The 20,733-nt window shown below is 63.2% G+C and carries 19 protein-coding genes and 1 tRNA gene; 9 read left to right on the plus strand and 11 right to left on the minus strand.

What is annotated here, in order from left to right; all coding sequences use genetic code 11:
* Nucleotides 1-5: 5 nt before the first annotated feature.
* Together ACEN2S_RS03820 and ACEN2S_RS03825 are read left to right on the plus strand one after the other, a co-directional pair.
* Nucleotides 6-2,315: an ATP-binding cassette domain-containing protein gene (locus ACEN2S_RS03820; RefSeq protein ID WP_441862584.1), complete on the plus strand. Its 2,310-nt coding sequence runs from the start codon at nucleotides 6-8 to the stop codon at nucleotides 2,313-2,315.
* Nucleotides 2,312-3,484, plus strand: a complete 1,173-nt coding sequence (locus tag ACEN2S_RS03825; RefSeq protein ID WP_441862587.1) for an HlyD family efflux transporter periplasmic adaptor subunit — start codon at nucleotides 2,312-2,314, stop codon at nucleotides 3,482-3,484. Before ACEN2S_RS03820 ends, ACEN2S_RS03825 begins: the two co-directional genes overlap by 4 nt.
* 27 nt (nucleotides 3,485-3,511) lie before the next feature.
* Here the strand turns inward: ACEN2S_RS03825 and ACEN2S_RS03830 are convergent, their stop codons facing one another.
* Complete coding sequence (locus ACEN2S_RS03830) at nucleotides 3,512-4,738, minus strand: PP2C family protein-serine/threonine phosphatase (RefSeq protein ID WP_441862915.1); 1,227 nt, start codon at nucleotides 4,736-4,738, stop codon at nucleotides 3,512-3,514.
* A 272-nt stretch (nucleotides 4,739-5,010) separates the two neighbouring features.
* Here ACEN2S_RS03830 and ACEN2S_RS03835 point away from each other — a divergent pair, with 272 nt between their 5' ends.
* On the plus strand, nucleotides 5,011-5,355 hold the full coding sequence (locus ACEN2S_RS03835) for an Hpt domain-containing protein (protein ID WP_441862917.1): 345 nt from the start codon (nucleotides 5,011-5,013) through the stop codon (nucleotides 5,353-5,355).
* A 17-nt stretch (nucleotides 5,356-5,372) separates the two neighbouring features.
* Here the strand turns inward: ACEN2S_RS03835 and ilvA are convergent, their stop codons facing one another.
* Nucleotides 5,373-6,614, minus strand: a complete 1,242-nt coding sequence (gene ilvA, locus ACEN2S_RS03840) for a threonine ammonia-lyase IlvA (protein WP_441862590.1) — start codon at nucleotides 6,612-6,614, stop codon at nucleotides 5,373-5,375.
* Between the two features lie 3 nt (nucleotides 6,615-6,617).
* Nucleotides 6,618-7,436 carry a hypothetical protein gene (locus ACEN2S_RS03845; protein ID WP_441862593.1) on the minus strand — a complete coding sequence of 273 codons (819 nt, stop codon included), beginning with the start codon at nucleotides 7,434-7,436 and terminating at the stop codon, nucleotides 6,618-6,620.
* A 195-nt stretch (nucleotides 7,437-7,631) separates the two neighbouring features.
* Between ACEN2S_RS03845 and ACEN2S_RS03850 the strand changes: the two genes are divergently transcribed.
* Together ACEN2S_RS03850 and mog are read left to right on the plus strand one after the other, a co-directional pair.
* Nucleotides 7,632-8,864 (plus strand): argininosuccinate synthase, encoded by a 1,233-nt coding sequence (locus ACEN2S_RS03850; RefSeq protein ID WP_441862596.1) that lies wholly within the window; start codon nucleotides 7,632-7,634, stop codon nucleotides 8,862-8,864.
* Complete coding sequence (gene mog, locus ACEN2S_RS03855; RefSeq protein WP_441862598.1) at nucleotides 8,861-9,388, plus strand: molybdopterin adenylyltransferase; 528 nt, start codon at nucleotides 8,861-8,863, stop codon at nucleotides 9,386-9,388. Before ACEN2S_RS03850 ends, mog begins: the two co-directional genes overlap by 4 nt.
* Before the next feature lie 83 nt (nucleotides 9,389-9,471).
* Here mog and ACEN2S_RS03860 read toward each other — a convergent pair whose 3' ends face one another.
* Nucleotides 9,472-10,503, minus strand: coding sequence for a LacI family DNA-binding transcriptional regulator (locus tag ACEN2S_RS03860; protein WP_441862601.1), 1,032 nt, complete (start codon nucleotides 10,501-10,503; stop codon nucleotides 9,472-9,474).
* A gap of 262 nt (nucleotides 10,504-10,765) precedes the next feature.
* Here ACEN2S_RS03860 and ACEN2S_RS03865 point away from each other — a divergent pair.
* Nucleotides 10,766-10,841 (plus strand) — tRNA-Arg (locus tag ACEN2S_RS03865).
* A gap of 30 nt (nucleotides 10,842-10,871) precedes the next feature.
* Here ACEN2S_RS03865 and ACEN2S_RS03870 read toward each other — a convergent pair.
* From ACEN2S_RS03870 to ACEN2S_RS03890, 5 genes are all read right to left on the minus strand, one after another.
* Complete coding sequence (locus tag ACEN2S_RS03870; protein ID WP_441862604.1) at nucleotides 10,872-12,002, minus strand: AI-2E family transporter; 1,131 nt, start codon at nucleotides 12,000-12,002, stop codon at nucleotides 10,872-10,874.
* A 146-nt stretch (nucleotides 12,003-12,148) separates the two neighbouring features.
* The gene (locus ACEN2S_RS03875) at nucleotides 12,149-13,381 is read right to left on the minus strand and encodes a saccharopine dehydrogenase family protein (protein ID WP_441862607.1); all 1,233 of its coding nucleotides are present in this window, start codon (nucleotides 13,379-13,381) and stop codon (nucleotides 12,149-12,151) included.
* Nucleotides 13,382-13,453: 72 nt separating this feature from the next.
* Nucleotides 13,454-14,548, minus strand: a complete 1,095-nt coding sequence (nspC, locus tag ACEN2S_RS03880) for a carboxynorspermidine decarboxylase (RefSeq protein ID WP_441862610.1) — start codon at nucleotides 14,546-14,548, stop codon at nucleotides 13,454-13,456.
* Nucleotides 14,549-14,631: 83 nt separating this feature from the next.
* On the minus strand, nucleotides 14,632-15,336 hold the full coding sequence (locus ACEN2S_RS03885) for a hypothetical protein (protein WP_441862613.1): 705 nt from the start codon (nucleotides 15,334-15,336) through the stop codon (nucleotides 14,632-14,634).
* Complete coding sequence (locus ACEN2S_RS03890) at nucleotides 15,308-15,598, minus strand: hypothetical protein (RefSeq protein WP_441862616.1); 291 nt, start codon at nucleotides 15,596-15,598, stop codon at nucleotides 15,308-15,310. The genes ACEN2S_RS03885 and ACEN2S_RS03890 overlap by 29 nt, the downstream gene beginning before the upstream one ends.
* A 178-nt stretch (nucleotides 15,599-15,776) precedes the next feature.
* On the opposite strand from ACEN2S_RS03890, the gene ACEN2S_RS03895 reads away from it, so the two are divergent.
* The 3 genes from ACEN2S_RS03895 (at nucleotide 15,777) to ACEN2S_RS03905 (ending at nucleotide 18,273) form a co-directional block, all read left to right on the plus strand.
* Nucleotides 15,777-16,304, plus strand: a complete 528-nt coding sequence (locus tag ACEN2S_RS03895) for a hypothetical protein (protein ID WP_441862619.1) — start codon at nucleotides 15,777-15,779, stop codon at nucleotides 16,302-16,304.
* A 94-nt stretch (nucleotides 16,305-16,398) separates the two neighbouring features.
* On the plus strand, nucleotides 16,399-17,034 hold the full coding sequence (locus tag ACEN2S_RS03900; protein ID WP_441862622.1) for a ribonuclease HII: 636 nt from the start codon (nucleotides 16,399-16,401) through the stop codon (nucleotides 17,032-17,034).
* Between the two features lie 132 nt (nucleotides 17,035-17,166).
* The gene (locus ACEN2S_RS03905) at nucleotides 17,167-18,273 is read left to right on the plus strand and encodes a site-specific DNA-methyltransferase (RefSeq protein ID WP_441862625.1); all 1,107 of its coding nucleotides are present in this window, start codon (nucleotides 17,167-17,169) and stop codon (nucleotides 18,271-18,273) included.
* 134 nt (nucleotides 18,274-18,407) lie between these two features.
* Here the strand turns inward: ACEN2S_RS03905 and ACEN2S_RS03910 are convergent, their stop codons facing one another.
* Together ACEN2S_RS03910 and mutY are read right to left on the minus strand one after the other, a co-directional pair.
* Nucleotides 18,408-19,547 (minus strand): alkane 1-monooxygenase, encoded by a 1,140-nt coding sequence (locus tag ACEN2S_RS03910; RefSeq protein ID WP_441862628.1) that lies wholly within the window; start codon nucleotides 19,545-19,547, stop codon nucleotides 18,408-18,410.
* A 78-nt stretch (nucleotides 19,548-19,625) separates the two neighbouring features.
* Nucleotides 19,626-20,684, minus strand: coding sequence for an A/G-specific adenine glycosylase (gene mutY, locus ACEN2S_RS03915; RefSeq protein WP_441862631.1), 1,059 nt, complete (start codon nucleotides 20,682-20,684; stop codon nucleotides 19,626-19,628).
* Between the last annotated feature and the right edge of the window lie 49 nt (nucleotides 20,685-20,733).

The following is a 20,733-nucleotide window of genomic DNA, read 5'->3' on the forward strand; positions in this document are numbered from 1 at the left end:
GGGGATTGTCTGACCGGGTCATCGCCTTTGACATCAACGCCGCCCATGTGTCGGGCACGGCGGGTCAGGGCATGTCTGATCCGCAGCCGCAAAATGCCCCCCCGCATGTCCCGCCGCATGCTCCCCAAAGCCTGAACCGCGCGCCCCGCCGCCCCGCTGCCCCGGCGGTGGATCCGGTGGCCCGTGCGCGCGCACGGGCTGAACTGGCCGCCGCCTATGCGGGGGTGCTGGGCGCCGAACTGCCCGCCGCTGAAATCCTCGAGCAGATGCTGCTCGCGGTGGGGGAAGCCACCGCCGCCATCACCGGTGGCCCTGCGGGGGAGGTGCTGCCCAGCCATATCGCCGCCGTGCTGCGCGTGGCAGGGATGACCGCCAGCGTCGAGCAGATCGACGATGCCACCCCCGGCCAATGGCCCGCTTTGGCGCAGATGTCCGGCGGCCAATTGGTCCTCGTGCTCGGGCAGGAGGCCACGACGCTTTTTGTCTATGACAAGACCTGCGCCGATCACCGCGCCGAAGTGCCGCTGACCGAATTCCTGCCCTATTTCACCGGCACCATCGTCCGCGCCCGCTCAACCCTGCGGCAGATCGAAGAACGCCACCGGGTGACCGAGCAGAAAAAGCACTGGTTCTGGGGCGAGTTCCTTGGCCAGCGCCGGGCCTTTGCGGAAGTGGCGCTGGGCTCGCTCGCGGCCAATATCCTCGCGGCTTCGGTCGCGCTTTTCTCGCTGCAGGTCTATGACCGGGTGATCCCGCATCAATCCGAGCCGACGCTCTGGGTGCTGGCGCTGGGCGCCTTTCTGGCTTTGGTGCTGGAGATGGGGCTGAAGCTCGCCCGCTCGGGTTTGATGGACATCGCCGGGCGGCGGATCGAGCTGTCGGTGCAAAAGCTGCTGATGGAGCGGCTGTTGGGGATGAAGGCCACGCCGGGCCGCGCGCCCTCGGCCCTCTTCTCGGCGATGCGCGAATTCAGCTCGGTGCGCGAGTTTTTCACCGCCTCCACCATCGGCACTTTGGCCGATATTCCCTTTATCTTCGTGTTTCTGGCGCTGGTCGCCAGCATCGGTGGCAATCTGGTCTGGGTGATGCTGATCGGCGCCATTCTGATGGTGGCGCCGGGGTTCTTTTTCCAAAAGAAGATGATCGCCCTGACCGCCTCGACCCAAGGTGCTTCGGCGCGGGCCGGGCGGCTGTTGCATGAAACGATCTATGAGCATGAGACCGTCTCGACCCAGCGCGGGCAGGACCGGATCAAGCGGATCTGGGAAGAGCTGATCACCCTTTCGGCGGTGAAAAGCTCGGAAAGCCGCAAGCTCGCATCGGTGCTGACCTATTGGGCGCAGGCGATCCAGCAGGTGACCTATGTCAGCGCGGTGGTCATCGGCACCTATAAGGTTTTCGCAGGCGAGTTCACCGTGGGGTCGATCATCGCCATCGGCATTCTCACCTCGCGCACCCTCGCGCCGCTGACGCAGCTTTCGGCGACGCTGGCACGCTGGTCGAACGTCAAGGGCGCGCTGGCGGGGCTGGAAGAGATCGCGGGCGCGGAGCAGATGCTGGAAGAGGGGCGCAGCTATCTGCGCGCCGACAAGATCAGCGGCGCGTTTGAGCTGCGGCAGATGTCCTTCCGCTATGATGCCGACGCGGCGGCCTGCGTCGATATTTCCGGGCTGCAAATTCCCGCCGGGCAACGGGTGGCGGTGTTGGGGGCCAATGGCTCGGGCAAATCCACCCTGCTGAAACTGCTGGCAGGGGTCTATGAGCCGACCGAGGGGCGCATCCTGATCGACGGGGTGGATCTGGGCCAGCTGCACCCGCGCGATCTGCGCCGCAGTGTCGGCTATCTGGCGCAGGATGTGCGGCTGTTCGCGGGGACGTTGCGCGACAACCTCAACCTCACCCAGCTTGAGCGGGATGAGGACCGGATGTATCAGGCGCTGGATTTTGCCGGGCTGGGGCCGTTCCTGCGCGGCCATCCGCGCGGCCTCGATCTGGTGATCCGCGATGGCGGCGAGGGGCTCTCGGTCGGGCAGCGGCAAAGCATCGGCTGGGCGCGGCTCTGGTTGCAGGACCCGAAAGTGGTGATCCTCGATGAGCCGACGGCGGCGCTGGACACAACCTTGGAAACCACGCTGGTCAGCCGTCTGGATGGCTGGCTGGAGGGGCGGACGGCGATCATTGCCACCCACCGCGTGCCGATCCTCAGCCTGACCGCGCGGACGCTGATCCTGCAAAACGGCCGCCTGGCGGTGGACGGGCCGCGCGACGCGGTGCTGGCCCACCTGGCCAAGGCAAAAGCGGCGGGCGCGCAATGACCACCGTGGACCCCAGCCTGCTCAGCGACCGCAGCAAGCGCCCGAGCTGGACGATCTGGATGGTGTTTCTGGCCATCGGCGTGTTTCTGGTCTGGGCGGGTTTCGCCTCGGTGGATGAGATCGTGCGCGGACCGGGCGAGATCGTCTCTTCCTCGCGGCCGCAGATCATCCAGAACCTTGAGGGCGGGATTCTGGCCGAGCTTTATGTGGGCGAGGGGGATACGGTCGACAAGGGCACCGTGCTCGGTCGCCTCTACGGCACGCAATATCAGGCGCAGGTCGATGATCTGGAAAGCCAGATCGCGGCGCTCGACATCCGCCGCCTGCGGCTGGAGGCCGAAATGGCGGGCAAGACGAGATTCGATGTCCCCGAGGATGAGGCGCAACTGGTGCCGCATATCGTTGAGTCGGAACGCGGCCTGCTGAAAGCGCGGCTGGAGGATTTCAACAGCCGCCGCGAGGGGGCCAAGCAGGTGCTCGAACAGGCCACCGCCGAGATGAAACTGCTCGAGGACATGCTGAAAAAGGACATCGCGCCGCTGATCGAAGTGACGCGGGCGCGCAAGATCCAGCGCGATGCCGAAGGCCGGATGAACGACATCACCACCCAGTATGATCTGGAACGCGCGGGCACCTATTCCGACACGCTGGCGCAGATCTCGACGCTGAAACAGCAGCTGAAACTGGCCGAGGATCAGCTCGACCGGACCATCCTCACCTCGCCGCTCCGCGGCATCGTCAACAAGATGTCGGTGACCACCATCGGCGGCGTTGTCCGCTCGGGCGAGGAGATCATGCAGATCATCCCGCTGGATGAGGAGATGTTCGTCGAGGCGCAGATCAAGCCCGCCGATATTGCCAATGTGAAGCCGGGGCAATCGGCCACCATCAAGCTCTCGGCCTATGATTACACCATCTATGGCTCACTGCAGGGGCATGTGCAGGTGATCTCGGCCGATACGTTCAAGGATGAGCGCAAGCCGGATGGCGATCCGCATTACAAGGTGACGGTGACGGTGGATCTGGGCCACCTGACCGAACGTCAGCGGCATCTGGAGATCCGCCCCGGCATGGTCGCCACGGTCGAACTCGAGACCGGTGAAAAGACGATTTTGCAGTATTTGCTGAAACCGCTCTACAAATCGCGCGAAGCGTTTCGTGAGCCGTGAGGGGCGCGGGTTCGGCCCGCCGCCCGGTCAGTCGACGTTTTCCTTGGCTCCGTCAAACTCGAAGAACGCCCCCGAGACGTCATCGCTGAACTCGCCCAGGGTGTAGTCCGACAGCTCCCAGACGGCGGCCTCCAGAAAGGCCGCGCCGCGCAGATTGCGGTTGCGGTCCATGATCCGGCTCAGCCCGATCTCGCCCAGAAGATCGCCTGCGGGGTTGGCGGCTTCGGTGATGCCATCCGACATCATGAACAGCCGGTCGCCGGGACGCAGCACCGTGCTGAACCCGTCATATTCCGCGCCATCAATCAGCCCGACCGGCAAACCACCCAGCCCCAGAAACTCGATCGAGCCATCGGCGCGCTGCACCGCCGGATGCGGATGCCCGGCCTGAACCATCTCGACGTGGCCGGTGATCAGATCGATATCGGCATAGATCAGGGTGAAATAACTCTCGGTCCGCATCTCTTCCAGCACCAACTCATTGAGATAGGCGGCGAGTTCGGCGGGCGGGCGGGCGTCATAAATCCCGTATTCGGTCTGCACGAGGGCGATGTTCTGCTCGGGCGAGGTGCCCGAGAGATAGCCTGCCAGCCGCGCGGTCATCAGCGCCGAGGTGATGCCATGCCCGGATACATCGATGCCATAAACCCCGACGCGGCGGGCGTTGATCGGGAAAAACCCCACCAGATCGCCGCCGACATGGCCCGAAGGGCGCAAGAGCAGCGACACTTCGGCATTGCCGAAGCTGCGGTGGCGTTCCTTCACCAGACTTTGCTGCAATTTCCGCGCCTCTTGCAGGTCGCGGTCGACGCTGTCGTAAAGGCCCTGCAGCTCGGACAGGGTGGCGGTCACCAGCCGGTTCTTGGCCTTCAGCTCGCGCTCCATGCGCAAAATGCGTTCGCCCGCGGCCAGACGGGCGCGCAACTCATCGCCGCTGACGGGTTTGGAGAGGAAATCATCGGCGCCGCTTTCCAGCCCCAGCGCCACCTCGCCCTTTTCGTTCTTGGAGGTGAGCAGGACGAAATAGCCATAGCTGTCGCGGCGCATCTGCCGGAAGGCGCGGCAGAAATCGAGGCCCGACATGCCCGGCATCATCCAGTCCGACAGCACCAGATCGGGCTGCATCGTCTCGCAGATCGCCAAAGCCTCTTCACCCGAGCCTGCCTCAACCACCTCATAGCCCGCGCGCGACAGCTGCGCTGTCAGGATGCGTCGCTGCATGCGGCTGTCATCGACGACCAGCACCCGGCGCACGACGCCCGGGTGTTCTGTCGATTCAACGCCGTATGAATTTTCCTGCGACTGCACTGGTACTCCACCTGCTGACTCGCCCAAAGGCCCTGCCATCTAACGCCGCCATTCTTAACAGCGGGTGAAGCGCGCTAACCATGATGCCGTTTCGCGCCCGAAAACCGGCCGGATGCTGCGGCTGCAAAGGGGGCTGCGGCAGAGGTTAAAGCTTCCGAAAGATTTCGCGCCTACCTTTGAGGGTGGTGAAGGTGGAAGACTACCCGGTGGAGGTGGAGATGATTGATTGGGAACGGGTCGCAGAATTGCGATCCGAGATTGGCGCTGAGGGTTTCAGCGAAGTTCTGGAGCTGTTTCTGGACGAGGTCGAAGGCGTGGCCATGGGTTTGGGGAAAAACCGTGCCAAGCTTGAGGAAGACCTGCATTTCCTGAAGGGAAGTGCGTGGAATCTGGGCTTTGCCGCCTTTGGCAGGCTCTGTCAGGCCGGTGAGCGCGCTTGCGCCGCGGGTCAGGCCGAGGAGGTGGATGTCTCCGCTGTCCTCGCCAATTATGCGCAGTCCAAGGCGCAGTTCATGACGCGCGTTGAAGAGTTCTGCGCGGAAGATGGCGAAGCGGCGGCCTGAGGGCCGCTGCCTGGTGTTCAGATCAGGAATTCGGCCAAGGCTGAATCCTCGGTGATGTCGCGGTAGGTAAAGCCCGCGGCATCCAGCTGCCCGGTCAGGGCGGCGAAATTCTCCGGCGCTTTGGTTTCGATCCCGATCAGGACCGAGCCAAAGTTCCGGGCGGATTTCTTCAGATATTCAAAGCGGGCGATGTCATCATCCGGCCCCAGCATCTCCAGAAATTCCCGCAGCGCGCCCGGCCGCTGTGGCATGCGCAGGATGAAGTATTTCTTCAGCCCGGCGTAGCGCTGCGCGCGCTCTTTCACTTCCGGCAGCCGTTCAAAATCGAAATTGCCGCCCGAGGTGACGCAGACCACGGTCTTGCCGCGGATGCTTTCCGCCAGCTCCGGCAGGACATCGACCGAGAGCGCGCCTGCGGGTTCCAGCACGATCCCCTCGACATTCAGCATCTCCAGCATGGTGATGCAGATCCGGTCCTCGGGGGCCAGAAGGATCTGTTCAGGCTTGGCCCAGGCCAGGCGCGCATAGGTCAGCGCGCCCAGGCGTGCCACGGCGGCACCATCGACAAAGCTGTTCACGCCTTTCAGCGTCACCGGCCCGCCTTGGGCAATCGCCGCGGTCATGCTGGCGCCACCCGAGGGTTCGACAAAGCGGAAATCCACCCCCTGATCGCGCAGAACCCCGGTAACACCCGCCGCGAGGCCGCCTCCGCCCACCGGCAGGATCACCAGATCGGGCGCGCGGCCCAGCTGATCGAGCATTTCGATGGCAACGCTGGCCTGCCCCTCGATCACATCGGCATCGTCAAAGGGCGAGAGGAAATGCGCCCCTGCCTCTGTGCAGAACTTCTGGCTCGCTGCGAGGGTCTGGTCGAAATAATCCCCCGTCAGCACGATCTCGACCGCCGCACCGCCAAAGGCGCGGGTCTTGTCGATCTTTTGCTGCGGCGTGGTGACCGGCATGAAGATCGTGCCTTTCACCCCGAAATGGCGGCAGGCAAAGGCCACGCCCTGCGCGTGATTGCCCGCACTCGCACAGACGAAATGCCCCTGAGCCGGATCTGCCGCCCGCACCTTGCGCATCGCGGTAAAGGCGCCGCGCAGTTTGTAGCTGCGCACCGGCGTCAGATCCTCGCGTTTCAGCCATATTTCGGCGCCATATTTCGCCGAGAGATGGTCATTGCGCTGCAGCGGCGTCGGATCAAAGAGATCGCGCAGGGCAAGCGTGGCGGAGCGGGCGTTTTCGGCGAATGCGGTCATGCCTTATGTCGTGCCCTGCGACGGCGGCGCTGGCAAGGGGGTGTGCGCCGCGTTGTCCGCCCCCAGAACTTCGCGATAGGTGGCCGAAAGCAGCGCCACGAAGACGAGCGGTATCACCAGCCAGACGGTCAGGATAAGGCCGATGAAGGGTCCACCCCCCGAGGTGCCATTGTTCAAATCCGCGAGCATTTCTGCAGTCAGCAGTTCAATCGACAGTCCGACGCCGCAAATCATCGCGCTCAGCCCGATCATCGTTGGCCAAAGGCCACGCGTCGCGGCCCATGCTGCACCCGGGGAAAGGGGGTGGCGCACCGCTGTCGCGGGCAGGCAAATTGTGAGGCGCTGAATGCCCCCCGCGACAATCACGAGGCATATCGCGCCTATAATCGCAATGGCGACGGCAAGGGGCGACAGGCCTGGCGGAATAACATGCAGCAAGACGATTGCCGGCATCAATGCGAGGCTGCCCGCAACAGATGAAAGAGCATAGATCTGTATCGATCGCAGCGCAAACCGACAGGTCGTGGTCCCGTGCCACCGGGGCCGAAAGCGTCCGGGCATCTCAAGTAAAATTGCATAGCGATGCCAAAGGACTGCTTGCCAGAGCGTTCCGAATACAGCCACGAGAAAGAGGCAAATACCCCAAAAAAGCGTCGCTACCGAATAGGCATTCGGCAATGCAATTATAGTGATGGTTAAGGGAATAATGCTGGCCAGCAGGAATAAGACCGAAGTCAGCAGCGGAAACAGCAGGAGCTTTACGGTGGTTCCCGGGCTGCGGACCAGATCAGCCAGCATGCCGAGCAGTATGTTTTTGAACATAGAATGTGACCGATCAATTCAGGCATGGAGCAATGCACCTATCGCTAGCATCTCCGTTTTGACCCGGTAAACCAAATTCGCGCTTGGCCTATGGCTGTATCCCGCACAATTCTCTGACAGCGCGCGCCACTGTGGCCCTTGAGATACAGGCGAAAACACACTATCCCGGCTCAAACTCAGATACCGGAGCCCAAGATGTCCGCACCCAAGAAAGTCGTGCTTGCCTATTCCGGCGGCCTCGATACCTCGATCATCCTGAAATGGCTGCAGACCGAATATGGTTGCGAAGTGGTCACCTTCACCGCCGACCTCGGTCAGGGCGAAGAGCTGGAACCGGCGCGGCAAAAGGCCATCACGCTGGGCATCAAGGAAGAGAACATCCACATCGTCGACGTGCGCGAAGAATTCGTGCGTGACTTTGTGTTCCCGATGTTCCGCGCCAATGCGCTCTATGAGGGGCTCTATCTCCTTGGCACTTCGATCGCCCGGCCGCTGATCTCGCAGCATCTGGTGCGGATCGCTGAGGAATGTGGCGCGGATGCCGTGGCGCATGGTGCGACCGGCAAGGGCAACGACCAAGTGCGGTTCGAGCTTTGCGCCTATGCGCTGAACCCCGCGATCAAGGTGATCGCGCCCTGGCGGGAATGGGATCTGACCTCGCGCACCAAGCTGTTGGAATTCGCAGAAGCCAACCAGATTCCGATTGCCAAAGACAAGCGCGGCGAAGCGCCGTTCTCGGTCGATGCCAACCTCCTGCACACCTCGTCTGAGGGTAAGGCTCTGGAGAATCCGGCCGAAGAAGCGCCGGAATATGTCTACCAGCGCACCGTCAGCCCGGAAGAGGCGCCGAATACCCCGGAATATATCGAAGTGAGCTTCGAGCAGGGCGATGCGGTGGCGATCAATGGCGAGGCGATGTCGCCCGCCACGATCCTGACCAAGCTGAACGAACTGGGCGGCAAACATGGCATTGGCCGTCTCGACTTCGTGGAAAACCGTTTCGTTGGCATGAAATCGCGCGGCATCTATGAAACCCCGGGCGGCACCCTGCTCCTCGAGGCGCATCGTGGGATCGAGCAGATCACGCTCGACGCGGGCGCGGGCCATCTGAAAGACAGCATCATGCCGCGCTATGCCGAGCTGATCTATAACGGCTTCTGGTTCAGCCCGGAGCGCGAAATGCTGCAGGCGCTGATCGACAAGAGCCAGGAGCATGTCACCGGCACCGTGAAGCTCAAGCTCTACAAAGGTTCGGTCAGCTGCGTCGGCCGTTGGTCGGAGCATTCGCTCTATTCCGAAAAACACGTGACGTTTGAGGATGATGCGGGCGCCTATGACCAGAAGGACGCCGCAGGCTTCATCCGCCTGAACGCGCTGCGCCTCAAGCTGATCGCCACTCGCAATGCTCGTGTGGCAGCGAAGAAATGAAACCGGTCCGCGCCGCCATTGTCACCGTTTCCGACCGCGCCAGCCGTGGGGAATATGAGGACAAGGGCGGCCCGGGCTGTGAAGACTGGCTGCGGGGCGTGGTGACCACGCCCCTCAGCATCACCCGTGACATCATCCCCGATGGCCGCGCCAGCGTGGCCGAGACGCTGCGGCGGCTGGTGGGGGAGGAAGCGGATCTGATCCTGGTCACCGGCGGCACCGGCCCCGCGCCGCGCGATGAGACGCCCGAGGGCGTGGCCGAGGTGATCGAGAAGGAACTCGCGGGCTTTGGCGAGGAAATGCGCCGCGCGAGCCTGCTGGAAGTGCCGACCGCGATCCTGTCGCGGCAAAGCGCGGGCATTGCCGGGAAATCGCTGATCATCACTTTGCCGGGCAAGCCTTCGGCGATTGCGACCTGTCTGAATGCGGTGTTTGCGGCGGTGCCCTATTGCCTCGATCTGATCGGCGCGGGGCGGATCGAGACCGATCCCGCCAAAATCAAAGCGTTCCGCCCGAAAGTGTGAGCGCCAAAGCGGCAGGGCCTCTGCCCGCCCGACAACCTCATTCCTGATTTTGCTTCTGGCCCGCCCGCCGAAACCGGGGGCGCTTACAGCCTGCGGATCGTGTCGCCCGGTTGCAGCACCGGGGTCAGCTCGACCACTTCACCGCCGACCAGATCGGAATGGCTGCGCCCGGCGATGATTTCGGCGGCGCGCTTGCCAATCTCGCGGCGGCAGGCGTCCATCGTGGCCAGCTTCACGCGGAACCCGTCCAGAAGTTCCACCCCGTTGAAGCCCGCCAATCCGATCCTGCCCGGCACATCAAGGCCGGTATCCAGACAGTGCAGCAGGCCGCCCGCGCCGACCATGTCGTTGGAGTAATAGATGAAATCGAGGTCAGGCGTGCGCTTGAGAATGGTTTCGGTCATCTCACGCCCTTTCAGAAGCGCGGAGCCACCGGCGTAATATTCCTCATCCGCAAGGCTGAGGCCCGCCTCTGCCAAAGCGGCGGTAAACCCCTCCAGCCGTTTGCGGGCGCGGTGATCCTCGGGCATTTTGGTGCCGATGAAACCGATGCGGCGGTAGCCCGCGCGAATGATGATCTCGGCCATCTTGCGGCCCGCGCGGCGGTGCGAAATCCCCACCACGGAATCCACACCCTCGCCATCGACATCCATGATCTCGACTATCGGGATCCCGGCGTTTTCCAACATGGCACGGGCGGCGGCCGTATGCTCAAGCCCGGCGAGGATCACGCCCGAGGGCCGCCAGGACAGCATCTCATAAAGCACGGATTCTTCGCGCTCGGGCGAGTAATTGGTGACACCGACCACCGGTTGCAACCCGGTATCTTCCAGCTCCTCGGAGATCCCGCCCAACACTTCGGGGAAGACCAGATTAGAGAGGGACGGGATGATGATCGCCACAAGATTGACCCGCTGGCTGGCCAGCGCGCCCGCGATCTTGTTGGGCACATAGCCCAGCCGTTTCGCCGCCTCGAGCACCTTTTCGCGGGTGCTGTCCGAGACATCACCGCGGTTGCGCAAGACCCGGCTGACCGTCATCTCCGACACGCCCGAAGCTTCTGAGACATCGCGCAGGGTCAAGGTACGGCGGGGATCGACGGGGGGTCTGGTCACGCGGGGGCTCTCCGATGTTCTTCACGTAGATGTGCGCCAAAAGTTCCGCTTGTGCAAGCGTTACACCTGTGTCATGTTACCGCTAACAGCCGCAAGGCTGCGGATGGCCGACGCGCTCTGCAAGCAAATTGATGCGCGTTGACAATCTCGGGGGGGCGGTGGGCCAAAGCGCTCCCCCTCACTTTCCCGCACAAATCCGATGATGGCGCTGCCGCACAGGCGTCTTGCACGCAGACGGAATTCTGCGCATTAAGGGCCGCGTGGCCCCGTAGCTCAGGGGATAGAGCGGCCGCCTCCTAAGCGGCAGGTCGATGGTTCGAATCCATCCGGGGTCACCACGTCAGCCGCGTTGTCCGGGCGTGGGGCGGTCAGGGCAGGTCATCGGCGCGTGGTTGCAGCGCAAGGGTGGGGTCACTGTCGGGGGCGGGTTCGGTATCCCCGGCCAGAAAATTGCCCAGCTTCTCCAAGCCCGGAATGTGCTCGCACAGCACCGAGATCACCACCAGCATCGGCACGGCCACGATCATGCCCAGCACCGACCACAGCCATGCCCAAAGCGCCACCGCCAGAAACACCACCACCGTGTTCATCTGCAACCGGCGCGAGACGAAATAGGGGGTGATCAGCTGCCCCTCCAGCGTTGTCAGGCCCAGATAGCTCGCGGCGGTGAGGCAAGGGTACCAAAAGCCGTCAAAGCTGACCAAGGCCACCGCCAGCGCCAGAATGGTGCCGCTGATCGCACCGAGATAGGGAATGTAGTTCACCAAAAACGCGATGACACCGAACATTGCCGGGGCGGGCATGCCCCAGGCCGCCATCGCCAGTCCGATTGCCAGCCCGAGGGCCGCGTTGATCAGGGTGATCGTGCCGAGGTAGTTGCCCAAGCTCGCCTCGATCTCGCGCAGCGCGGCATAGGCGCGGCGCTTTTCGCGCATCGTGTCAAAGCTTTGCACGATCTTGAGATAGATCAGGTCGCCGGAAGAGATCAGGAAGAACAGCAAGAACAGCATGAAGACCAATTGGCCGAGCAGGGCCGGGGTGAGGGTCATCGCCTGAAACAGCACACCGCCCGAGTCGGTCTGGGCGACGATCTTGCCCTCATTGCCACCTGACATTTCGCCCAGCGTTTTGATCGTGGCCTGAACGTCATGCAGCGCGCCGCGCAGGTCGGCCATTTTGGTGTTCAGTTGCGCGAGGATCTGGTCGCCATTGGCAATCATCTCGCCCGCGGGGCCCATCAGCAGGGTCAAGAGAAGCGCCAGCCCGCCCAACAGCGCCAGGGTGATCAGCCCGGCAGTGATGGCGGGCGGGATGCCGAAACGGTCCAGCGCCCGGCGCACGGGGATGAACACGAAGAAGAGCAGAATCGCGAGCGTGGTCGGCATCAGAAAGTCGCGCGCCAGCGTGATCGCGGCAAAAGCCAGGATCAGAAAAATGCCGATCACCGCCCAGCCGGGGGCAAATCCGATGCGTTTGAATTTCGACGGCACTTGCGTCACGTTTGATCACCCCCCGAGGATGACCCTGCATCCCGCGCAATCTGAACGCGGGCTGTGCCGAATGGTTCCGCTCACGGGCCCGTGAAAAAACCGGCGCCCGAAGGCGCCGGTTTCCGGTTGCGCAGCGAGGGACCCAGATCAGGCCCTCAGATCGGGCGGTCGCCCGCGGCATCCTTGATGCGCGAGGGCAGGCCGATCTCGCCCAGCAGCTCAAGGAAGGGGCGTGCGGGCAGGTCTTCGACATTGGCCATGGCGCCGATGTCCCAGGTGCCGTCCGCGATCAGGAGGGCGGCGGCCACCGGCGGCACCCCGGCGGTATAGCTGATGCCCTGGCTGCCCACCTCAAGATAGGCCTCTTTGTGGTCGGCGACGTTGTAGATGAAGACCTCGGTGGGTTTACCGTCCTTGGTGCCACGGATCACATCGCCAATGCAGGTCTTGCCGACATAGTCAGGTGCCAGGCTGGCCGGGTCTGGCAGCACGGCCTTGACCACTTTCAGCGGCACCACTTCCAGCCCCTCGGCGGTTTTCACCGGCTGCTCGGACAAAAGCCCGAGGTTGTTCAGCACGGTAAACACGTTGATGTAGTGATCGCCAAAGCCCATCCAGAAGCGCACGTCGGCCTGCGGATAGCGCGCCGAGAGCGAATGCACCTCATCATGGCCGGTCATATAGGCCTTTTGCTTGCCCACGACCGGCAGATCCCATTCCTGACCCACTTCGAACATCTTGTTCGACTGCCAGGCACCCTGCTGCCAGGAATACACCGTGCCGGTGAATTCGCGGAAGTTGATCTCGGGGTCGAAATTGGTCGAGAACCAGCGGCCATGGCTGCCCGCATTGATGTCGACGATGTCGATGCTCTCGATTGTGTCGAACAGCTCATCCTCGGCCAGACGCGCATAGGCATTCACCACGCCGGGATCAAAACCGATGCCCAGCACGGCGGTGACGCCCGCGGCTTTGCAGCGGTCGCGGCGCTGCCATTCGTAATTGCCGTACCAGGGCGGGGTTTCGCAGATCTTGCCCGGGGCCTCGTGGATCGCGGTGTCCATATAGGCCACCCCGGTCTCGATGCAGGCCTCCAGCACCGACATGTTCACGAAGGGCGAGCCGACGTTGATCACGATCTGGCAGCCGGTCTTGCGGATCAGGGCGGCGACGGCGGCGCTGTCCATGGCGTCAACGGCATGAGCGTCGAACACGCCGGGCACTTTCATCGCGTTTTTCTCGTGGACCGAGGCGATGATGGCCTGACATTTGCCCAATGTGCGCGAGGCGATGTGCAAATCGCCCAAACGGTCGTTATGTTGCGCCGCTTTATGCGCCACGACCTGCGCCACGCCACCGGCTCCGATGATCAGCACGTTACGTTTCACTTCTGCTGTCTCCTTTTCAACAGGACAGGGGAAGGGGGCGTTGCCGCCCGAGGACAAGGGCCGGAAGGGCCCTCACGAAAGCGAGGACAGGTAATCCTCGTAACCAAACGCGCGCGCGAGCCGGATGGTGCCATCGGCACTGCGCAGGGCAATCGACGGCATGTTGACGCCGTTGAACCAGTTCTTCTTCACCATCGTATAGCCCGCCGCATCGGCGATGGAGATGCGGTCGCCGATCTGCAGGGGCGCCTCAAAGCGCGCCTCGCCAAAGATGTCGCCCGCAAGGCAGGTCTTGCCCGCAATCTGATAGGGGTGATCGCCCGTTTGCGGCAATTTTGCCGTTTCGCGGTAGATCAGGAGGTCGAGCATATGCGCCTCGATGCTGGAATCGACGATGGCGACATCCTTGCCGTTGTTGATGATGTCGAGCACGGACACTTCCAGCGAGGCGGCACCGGTGATCGAGGCCTCTCCCGGTTCCAGATAGACCTGCACGCCGAATTTCTCGGAAAAGGCTTTCAGCCGCGCGGCGAGATCCATCAGCGGATAGTCCTCGCCGGTGAAATGGATGCCGCCGCCGAGGCTGACCCATTTCAGCTTAGCCAGAAAATCGCCGAATTCGTTTTCGATCCGGGTCAGCTGCTGGTCAAACAGCGCGAAATCGCGGTTTTCGCAATTGTAGTGGATCATCACGCCGGAGATCTGATCGGCCACGGCGGTCAGTTTTTCCATATCCCATTCGCCCAGACGCGAGAAGGGGCGGGCGGGGTCGGCCAGATCAAATCCGCTGGTGGAAAACCGCGGGTTCAGCCGCAGACCGCGCTCGATCCCCGCCGCCTTGTCGCCAAAGCGGGCGAGTTGGCCCAGCGAGTTGAAGATGATCTTGTCGGCGTAGGAGATCGCCTCATCAATCTCGGCATCCGACCAGGCGACGGAATAGGCATGGGTTTCCTTGCCGAACTTCTCGCGCCCCAGCCGCAGCTCATAGAGCGAAGAGGAGGTGCTGCCGTCCAGATAGGGGCGCATCACGTCAAAGGCCGACCAGGTGGCAAAGCATTTCAGCGCCAAAAGCGCCTTGGCCCCCGAAGCGTCGCAAAGCGCGCGGATTTTTTCCATGTTCTGGACAAGGCGCGCCTCATCAATCAGGTAAAACGGCGTCTGAAGCATGGAAACCTCCGGGTCTGCAAAAGCGGGGCGGCGAAAGTAAGGCCGCGATATAGGACCCCCACCCCCCCTTCGCAAGTGAAAGGTCAGCTCATGCGGATCGCATCCTTGGCGACGGCCAATGTATAACCCTTTCGTGCAATATTTTTGACAAGCAGTTCCGCGACCAGCTGGTTGCCCAAACCATCCCGCAATCGCTTGATCCTTGTGGCGCCGGAGGCCTCATCGCAGTCCGCCGCAGCGCGGCCGGAAATCACCGCCTCGATCTCGGCCCCCGACAAAATGTCATCATCCATCCGCGCCTCGGCCAGCACCGAGAGCGTCTCAATCGCCGCAGGCGTCAGGGTAAAGGCCATGTCGTTGAGGAAAACCGCATTCTCGCCGCGCGAGATGCTGAGGGAGCGCACCTCGATGCCCGCGCGGGTGATCTCGGTCATCCGGCGGTTCATCACGCCGAGCATGACGAGGAAGATCATCGCCGCCAGCAGCATCGCGGTGGAAAAGACCAGCAGAATGAAGATGATCACCCGATAGGAAGAGAGCACTTCGGAAAACGCTGTGCCCGATTGCGCCAGAATCTCCAAAAGCCGCACCTCACCGGAGCCAGTCAGCGCGTTATTCTCGACAAAGATCCGCTCAACCCTTGCATTGAACGCATTGGCATCGGGCAGCGAGAGGAACAACAGCACCGCCGCCACGCCCAGAAGCACGACGATGGCGATGATGCCATAGGTGACCGCGCGGCTGCCCTGACGCAGCGCCTCAGTAGCGGAGGTAGTTGGGTCCGGCACTGTCTTTCCTTTGGTCTAGCCCATCGGGGCCGAAGATGGAGACAATGGTCAGCAGCGTCCAGCCCGCTTGGGCCAGACGCGGTGCCAATGCGCGGGCCGCCGCCTTGGGCGATCCGCAGGCGTCATCGGGAAGCGCCGCCACGCCGTATTGCAGGCGCAACGGATCGTCCTGCTTGGCCTTGTAATCGGCAAAGCATTCGGCGGCGGCAGGCTGAGCAAGACCCAGGAGGGCCGCAAGGAGAAGGGGGATGCGCTGTTTCATCCGCCAAATCTGCGCCGGGCGGCTTTGTTATGCAATGACAAGCCGTTGATCAGGGCTTTTGGGGCGATGTTATCCGATAGCAGGGGGGTGATATTGCGTGGCGGCGGCGCCGGGGCCGAGGGTTGGGCATCAGCTTCACCGCCCCGAGCCACCGGGGCCCCCGTCCGGGAGAGAGACCATGAAATTCAAACTCACCACCGCCGTCGCCATCACTGCCCTCGCATTGACCAGCCTGATTGCCAGCCCCGCCGCGGCGCTGGGGTCCAAGGACAAGAAGGTGCTGGGCCTTGTGCTGGGCGCGGCCACCCTCGGCCTGATTCTGAATGAGGCGAGCAAATCCGACCGCCGCCCGGCGCCGGCCCCGACCCCGGGCTGGGATGGCTACCGCCCGGTGCCGAACCACGGCTACGGGCATGATGTGGTGCGCCGCGACCACATCCTGCCGCGCGATTGCGTGACCGAGGTGCGCGGCCGGGGCGAAGCGCTCTCGGCGCAATGCCTCCGCTCGGCCGGGTTGCGGCACCTGCCGGACAATTGCGCCTTCGAGGTGCGGGTTGATTCGGGACGCGGGCACGACGATCATGGGCGTGACCGCTGGGGCAACCGCTATGACAACCGTCACGATGACCGCCGTCGTTTCACCACCGAGACGGTCTATGGCGCGCAATGCCTGAGCGACCGCGGCTACCGGATCAGCCGCCGCTGAGGCCGCGTTTCCCGGTGCAGGCCGGACGCCAGAGGGGCCCTGCCGGGGCCCCTTTTTTGTTGCATCATCGGGGCCGCCTTGCGATGCCTGCGGTATGAGCGAGAAACCTGATTATTCCTTTGAACTGGCCGCGCAGATGCGCGGTCTGATGCATGTCGCGGGCGTGGATGAGGTGGGCCGCGGGCCGCTTTGTGGCCCGGTGACGGCGGCGGCGGTGATTCTGAATCCCGCGCATATCCCCGAAGGTCTGAACGACAGCAAAAAGCTGACTGCGGCCCGGCGCAGGGTACTCGCGGCTGAGATTATGGCCAGTGCCGACTATTGCGTGGCCCATGCCAGCGTCGAAGAGATTGATGCGCTGAACATCCTGCAGGCCAGCCATCTGGCGATGTGCCGGGCGCTTGCGGGGCTGAAAACCGTGCCGGATCATGTGCTTGTGGATGGAAACCGGCTGCCGAAAGCCCTGACCATCAGTGCCGAGGCTTTGGTGAAAGGCGACGGGCGTTCCGTCTCGATCGCCGCCGCGTCGATCCTGGCGAAAGAAGTGCGCGACGCGCTGATGGTGGATTTGGCGCAACAGCATCCGGGATATGGCTGGGAGCGCAACGCCGGATACCCGACCAAAGATCACCTCGCCGCGCTCCTAAATCTTGGGGTTACCCCACATCATAGACGTTCGTTCAAACCCGTACACAATATCTTGTATCAAGACGTTTCTGTAAGTGACTGATTCGAAAAAGAATTTGACGCGGAATCCCTTATGACTCATCTTTGCACTCACAAAACCGGCACTGACCGGACCCCAAAGAGGGACCCCCGCAAGGGACTATGAGGCAGACCCGTCAAGGGTAACGAGGCGCAGATGACAAAAACCACGACGAAGTCCCAAGGGACTGCGGAGCTTCCGCTTAACCAAATTCTGGCCGGCGATTGTATTGAGTTGATGAATGCGTTGCCGGAAAATTCCGTCGACCTGATTTTTGCGGACCCGCCGTACAACCTGCAGCTGAAAGGCGATCTGCACCGCCCCGACAATTCCAAGGTCGATGCGGTGGATGATGCCTGGGACCAGTTCTCCAGCTTTTCCGTCTATGACAAATTCACCCGCGAATGGCTGGCCGCCGCGCGCCGCCTGTTGAAGCCGAATGGCGCGATCTGGGTGATCGGTTCCTATCACAACATCTTCCGCGTCGGCTCGGCGCTGCAGGATCAGGGCTATTGGATCCTGAATGATGTGGTCTGGCGCAAATCCAACCCGATGCCGAATTTTCGCGGCAAACGCCTGACGAATGCGCATGAAACGATGATCTGGGCGTCGAAATCCGAAGGCGCCAAATACACGTTCAACTATGAGGCGCTGAAGGCGCTGAACGAAGGCGTGCAGATGCGCTCGGATTGGGTGCTGCCGATCTGCACCGGTGGTGAGCGTCTGAAGGATGCGGCGGGCGACAAGGCGCATCCGACGCAAAAACCCGAAAGCCTGCTGCACCGGATCATCCTCGGCTCGACCAATCCCGGCGATGTCGTGCTGGACCCGTTCTTTGGCACCGGCACCACCGGTGCCGTCGCCAAGATGCTGGGGCGCGATTACATCGGCATCGAGCGCGAAGAGAGCTACCGCATTGTGGCCGCCGAACGTCTGGCGCGCGTGCGCAAATTCGACGCCGAAGCGCTGGAGATTACCGGCTCGAAACGCGCCGAACCGCGCGTGCCCTTTGGTCAGGTGGTCGAGCGCGGGATGCTGCGTCCGGGCGAAGAACTCTATTCGATCGGCAGCCGCTTCAAGGCCAAGGTACGGGCCGATGGCACGCTGGTGGGCAATGACGTCAAGGGCTCGATCCATCAGGTCGGCGCGCATCTTGAGGGGGCCCCCTCCTGCAACGGCTGGACCTATTGGCATTTCAAACGCGAAGGCAAACTGGTGCCCATCGACATTCTGCGCCAGCAGATCCGCGCGGAAATGAACTGATCCGCGCCCTGTCCAAATTCCGACTTTAACGGTTACCGCCAGTGCCTGGGTCCGCCCCGGGCACGACCTTGCCCCGCCGATCATTCGGCGGGGTCTTTTGATTCCCGGTGACAGGGGCTTGCGCGCAGGCCCGTTCAGATGGCGGAAGCGGGCAGCGGGTTGCTGCCCTTGTTATAGGGCTTCCAATCGGTGATCTCGGGGTAGAAATGCCGCCGCCAGGCCCGCACCCGCGGGTTCATCCGCCGCCGCCACAGGGGCGGGATCATCGCGGCGATTCCCATCGCCGGATAGCCCAGCGGCAGTTGCGGCGCCTCCTCCGCGCCATGGGTCTGCAACAGCGGAAACCGGCGGTCGGGTTTGTAATGGTGGTCCGAATGCCGCTGCAGATTGATCAGCAGCCAGTTCGAGGCGGTGTGATTGGCGTTCCAGCTGTGGCGCGGCAGCACATGTTCATATTTGCCATTGCCCAGATATTTGCGCGTCAGCCCGTAATGTTCGATGTAATTGGTCAGCTCAAGCTGCCAGATGGCGACAAAGGCCTGCACCAGGAGCAGGCCGATCCCCTGCCAGCCGCCCGCCGCAAAGGCCAGCAGCAGCATCAGCGCCTGCAGCGCGCCATAGCGCCAGAACGGGTTGGAGCGGTGAAAGCGGCTGCGCCCGGCGCGCGCCAGTTTGCGCGTCTCGGCCCGCCAGGCCGAGCTCGGGCAGGACATCAGAACGCGCAGGAAAAACCGGTAGAACCCCTCGTTGTAGCGCGCCGAAACCGCGTCACGCGGGGTGGCCACATGCCAGTGATGTACCAGAAGATGCTCGGACCGGAAATGGCCATAGAGCACCATCGCCAGCAACAGATCGCCCAGCCAGCGCTCTGTCCGGTTCTTCTGATGCATCAGCTCATGCGCATAAACGATGCCGATGGTGCCGGAAATCACCCCCATGCCGAAGAACAGCCAGAGCTTTTCCCCCAGGCTCAGGTGGTCGCTGTGGGTCGCATAGGCGATCAGGCCAAACAGGGTGATCGCCTGCACCGGCATCCAGATGATGGTGATCGCATTATACCAGAACAGGTCCTTTCCCGGGGTCAGCGGATCGGCATTCTCGCCGTTCAGCCCGAAGGCCGCATCCAGAAGTGAGGTCAGGCCCCAGCCATAGAGCGGGATCAGCACCAGCGCCCAGCCGCCATAATATGCGGCCAGCGCGGCCATTGGCACCATGCCGAGCGAAAGCCAGAAGGGCAGGGCGCGGGTCAGGCTGGCAAAAGGGGCGCGCGACATCGGGTTTTCTCCAAGGATTCAGCCACATGATACGGCCTGCACTGCCCTGCGCAATCGGGGATGACGCAACGTCGCACCCTAGGGTGCCGGCGCGGCGGCGGCCAGATCCCAGACCTTGCGCATCGCGGTGGGCAAGACCGCCGGATCGAAGCTGGCCCCGGCCACAAACTGCCCGGTCCAGGGGGTGGCATTATTGCCCACCTCGGCCACCATCACCTGCAGGACCAGATGGAAATGGGTGAAGGTGTGGCGAACCTCGCCCAGGTTTTGCCAATAGGCGGGCAGAGGCGGGGGAATCTCCGGCCCGACCCCGCCCGAGGTGGGAAAGCCGGGCATGCCGCCGAGGAGCCCCTTGGGCGGGCGCGTCTCGATCAGCACCGCGCCATCGCGGCGGCGGGCCAGATAGGCGGTGCCCTGCCGCGTGGGCTTTTCCGGCTTTGGCATCTTACGCGGCAGGCTGGCGGCGATCCCTGCTTTATGCGCGGCGCAAAAGTCATTCACCGGGCAGAGCGCGCAGGCCGGATTGCGCGGCGAGCAGATCGTGGCGCCGAGATCCATCATCGCCTGCGCATGATCGCCGGGCCGCGCGGCGGGGGTCAGCCGGGTGGCGTAATCGGTGAAGACCGGCTTGGCCCCCGGCAGCGGCGTTTCATCGGCCCAGAGGCGCGCGACCACCCGCTCGACATTGCCATCCACCACCACGGCGGGCTCGTCATAGGAAATCGCGGCGACGGCGGCGGCGGTGTAGGGGCCGATGCCCGGCAAGGCGCGCAGCCCCTCGGCGCTGTCCGGAAACACGCCGCCATGATCCTTCAGCACCGCGCGGGCGCATTTCAACAGGTTGCGGGCGCGGGCATAGTACCCAAGCCCCGCCCAGGCGGCCATGACATCGGCATCCTCGGCGCGGGCGAGGTCAGAGACCGTCGGCCAGAGGCTGGTGAATTTCTCGTAATAGCCGCGCACCGTGGCGACGGTGGTCTGTTGCAGCATCACCTCGGACAGCCAGACGCGGTAGGGATCGGGGCGCGCGCCTGCCGCTTTGGCGGCGGGGGGCATCCGCCAGGGCATGCCCCGGTGGTGGCGATCATACCAGTCGAGGAGGGCGGCACCCGCCCGGCTCTCGTCGCCGTCACGCATTCTTTATGGCCCCTTTGATCTGCCCGGATTGGCATTGCCGCCCCGCATG

Origin of the sequence: Phaeovulum sp. W22_SRMD_FR3 (assembly GCF_052113705.1) — a bacterium.
In the GTDB taxonomy this organism is placed as follows: Bacteria; Pseudomonadota; Alphaproteobacteria; order Rhodobacterales; family Rhodobacteraceae; genus JBGQOG01.

What these genes read in the sequence shown, in the direction of transcription:
- ACEN2S_RS03845 (WP_441862593.1), bottom strand. Translation starts at nt 7,436, where the DNA reads ATGTTCAAAAACATACTGCTCGGCATGCTGGCTGATCTGGTCCGCAGC.
- nspC (WP_441862610.1), bottom strand. Translation starts at nt 14,548, where the DNA reads ATGCTTCAGACGCCGTTTTACCTGATTGATGAGGCGCGCCTTGTCCAG.
- ACEN2S_RS03905 (WP_441862625.1), top strand. Translation starts at nt 17,167, where the DNA reads ATGACAAAAACCACGACGAAGTCCCAAGGGACTGCGGAGCTTCCGCTT.
- ACEN2S_RS03910 (WP_441862628.1), bottom strand. Translation starts at nt 19,547, where the DNA reads ATGTCGCGCGCCCCTTTTGCCAGCCTGACCCGCGCCCTGCCCTTCTGG.
- mog (WP_441862598.1), top strand. Translation starts at nt 8,861, where the DNA reads ATGAAACCGGTCCGCGCCGCCATTGTCACCGTTTCCGACCGCGCCAGC.
- ACEN2S_RS03900 (WP_441862622.1), top strand. Translation starts at nt 16,399, where the DNA reads ATGAGCGAGAAACCTGATTATTCCTTTGAACTGGCCGCGCAGATGCGC.
- mutY (WP_441862631.1), bottom strand. Translation starts at nt 20,684, where the DNA reads ATGCGTGACGGCGACGAGAGCCGGGCGGGTGCCGCCCTCCTCGACTGG.
- ACEN2S_RS03850 (WP_441862596.1), top strand. Translation starts at nt 7,632, where the DNA reads ATGTCCGCACCCAAGAAAGTCGTGCTTGCCTATTCCGGCGGCCTCGAT.
- ACEN2S_RS03890 (WP_441862616.1), bottom strand. Translation starts at nt 15,598, where the DNA reads ATGAAACAGCGCATCCCCCTTCTCCTTGCGGCCCTCCTGGGTCTTGCT.
- ilvA (WP_441862590.1), bottom strand. Translation starts at nt 6,614, where the DNA reads ATGACCGCATTCGCCGAAAACGCCCGCTCCGCCACGCTTGCCCTGCGC.
- ACEN2S_RS03835 (WP_441862917.1), top strand. Translation starts at nt 5,011, where the DNA reads ATGATTGATTGGGAACGGGTCGCAGAATTGCGATCCGAGATTGGCGCT.
- ACEN2S_RS03895 (WP_441862619.1), top strand. Translation starts at nt 15,777, where the DNA reads ATGAAATTCAAACTCACCACCGCCGTCGCCATCACTGCCCTCGCATTG.
- ACEN2S_RS03825 (WP_441862587.1), top strand. Translation starts at nt 2,312, where the DNA reads ATGACCACCGTGGACCCCAGCCTGCTCAGCGACCGCAGCAAGCGCCCG.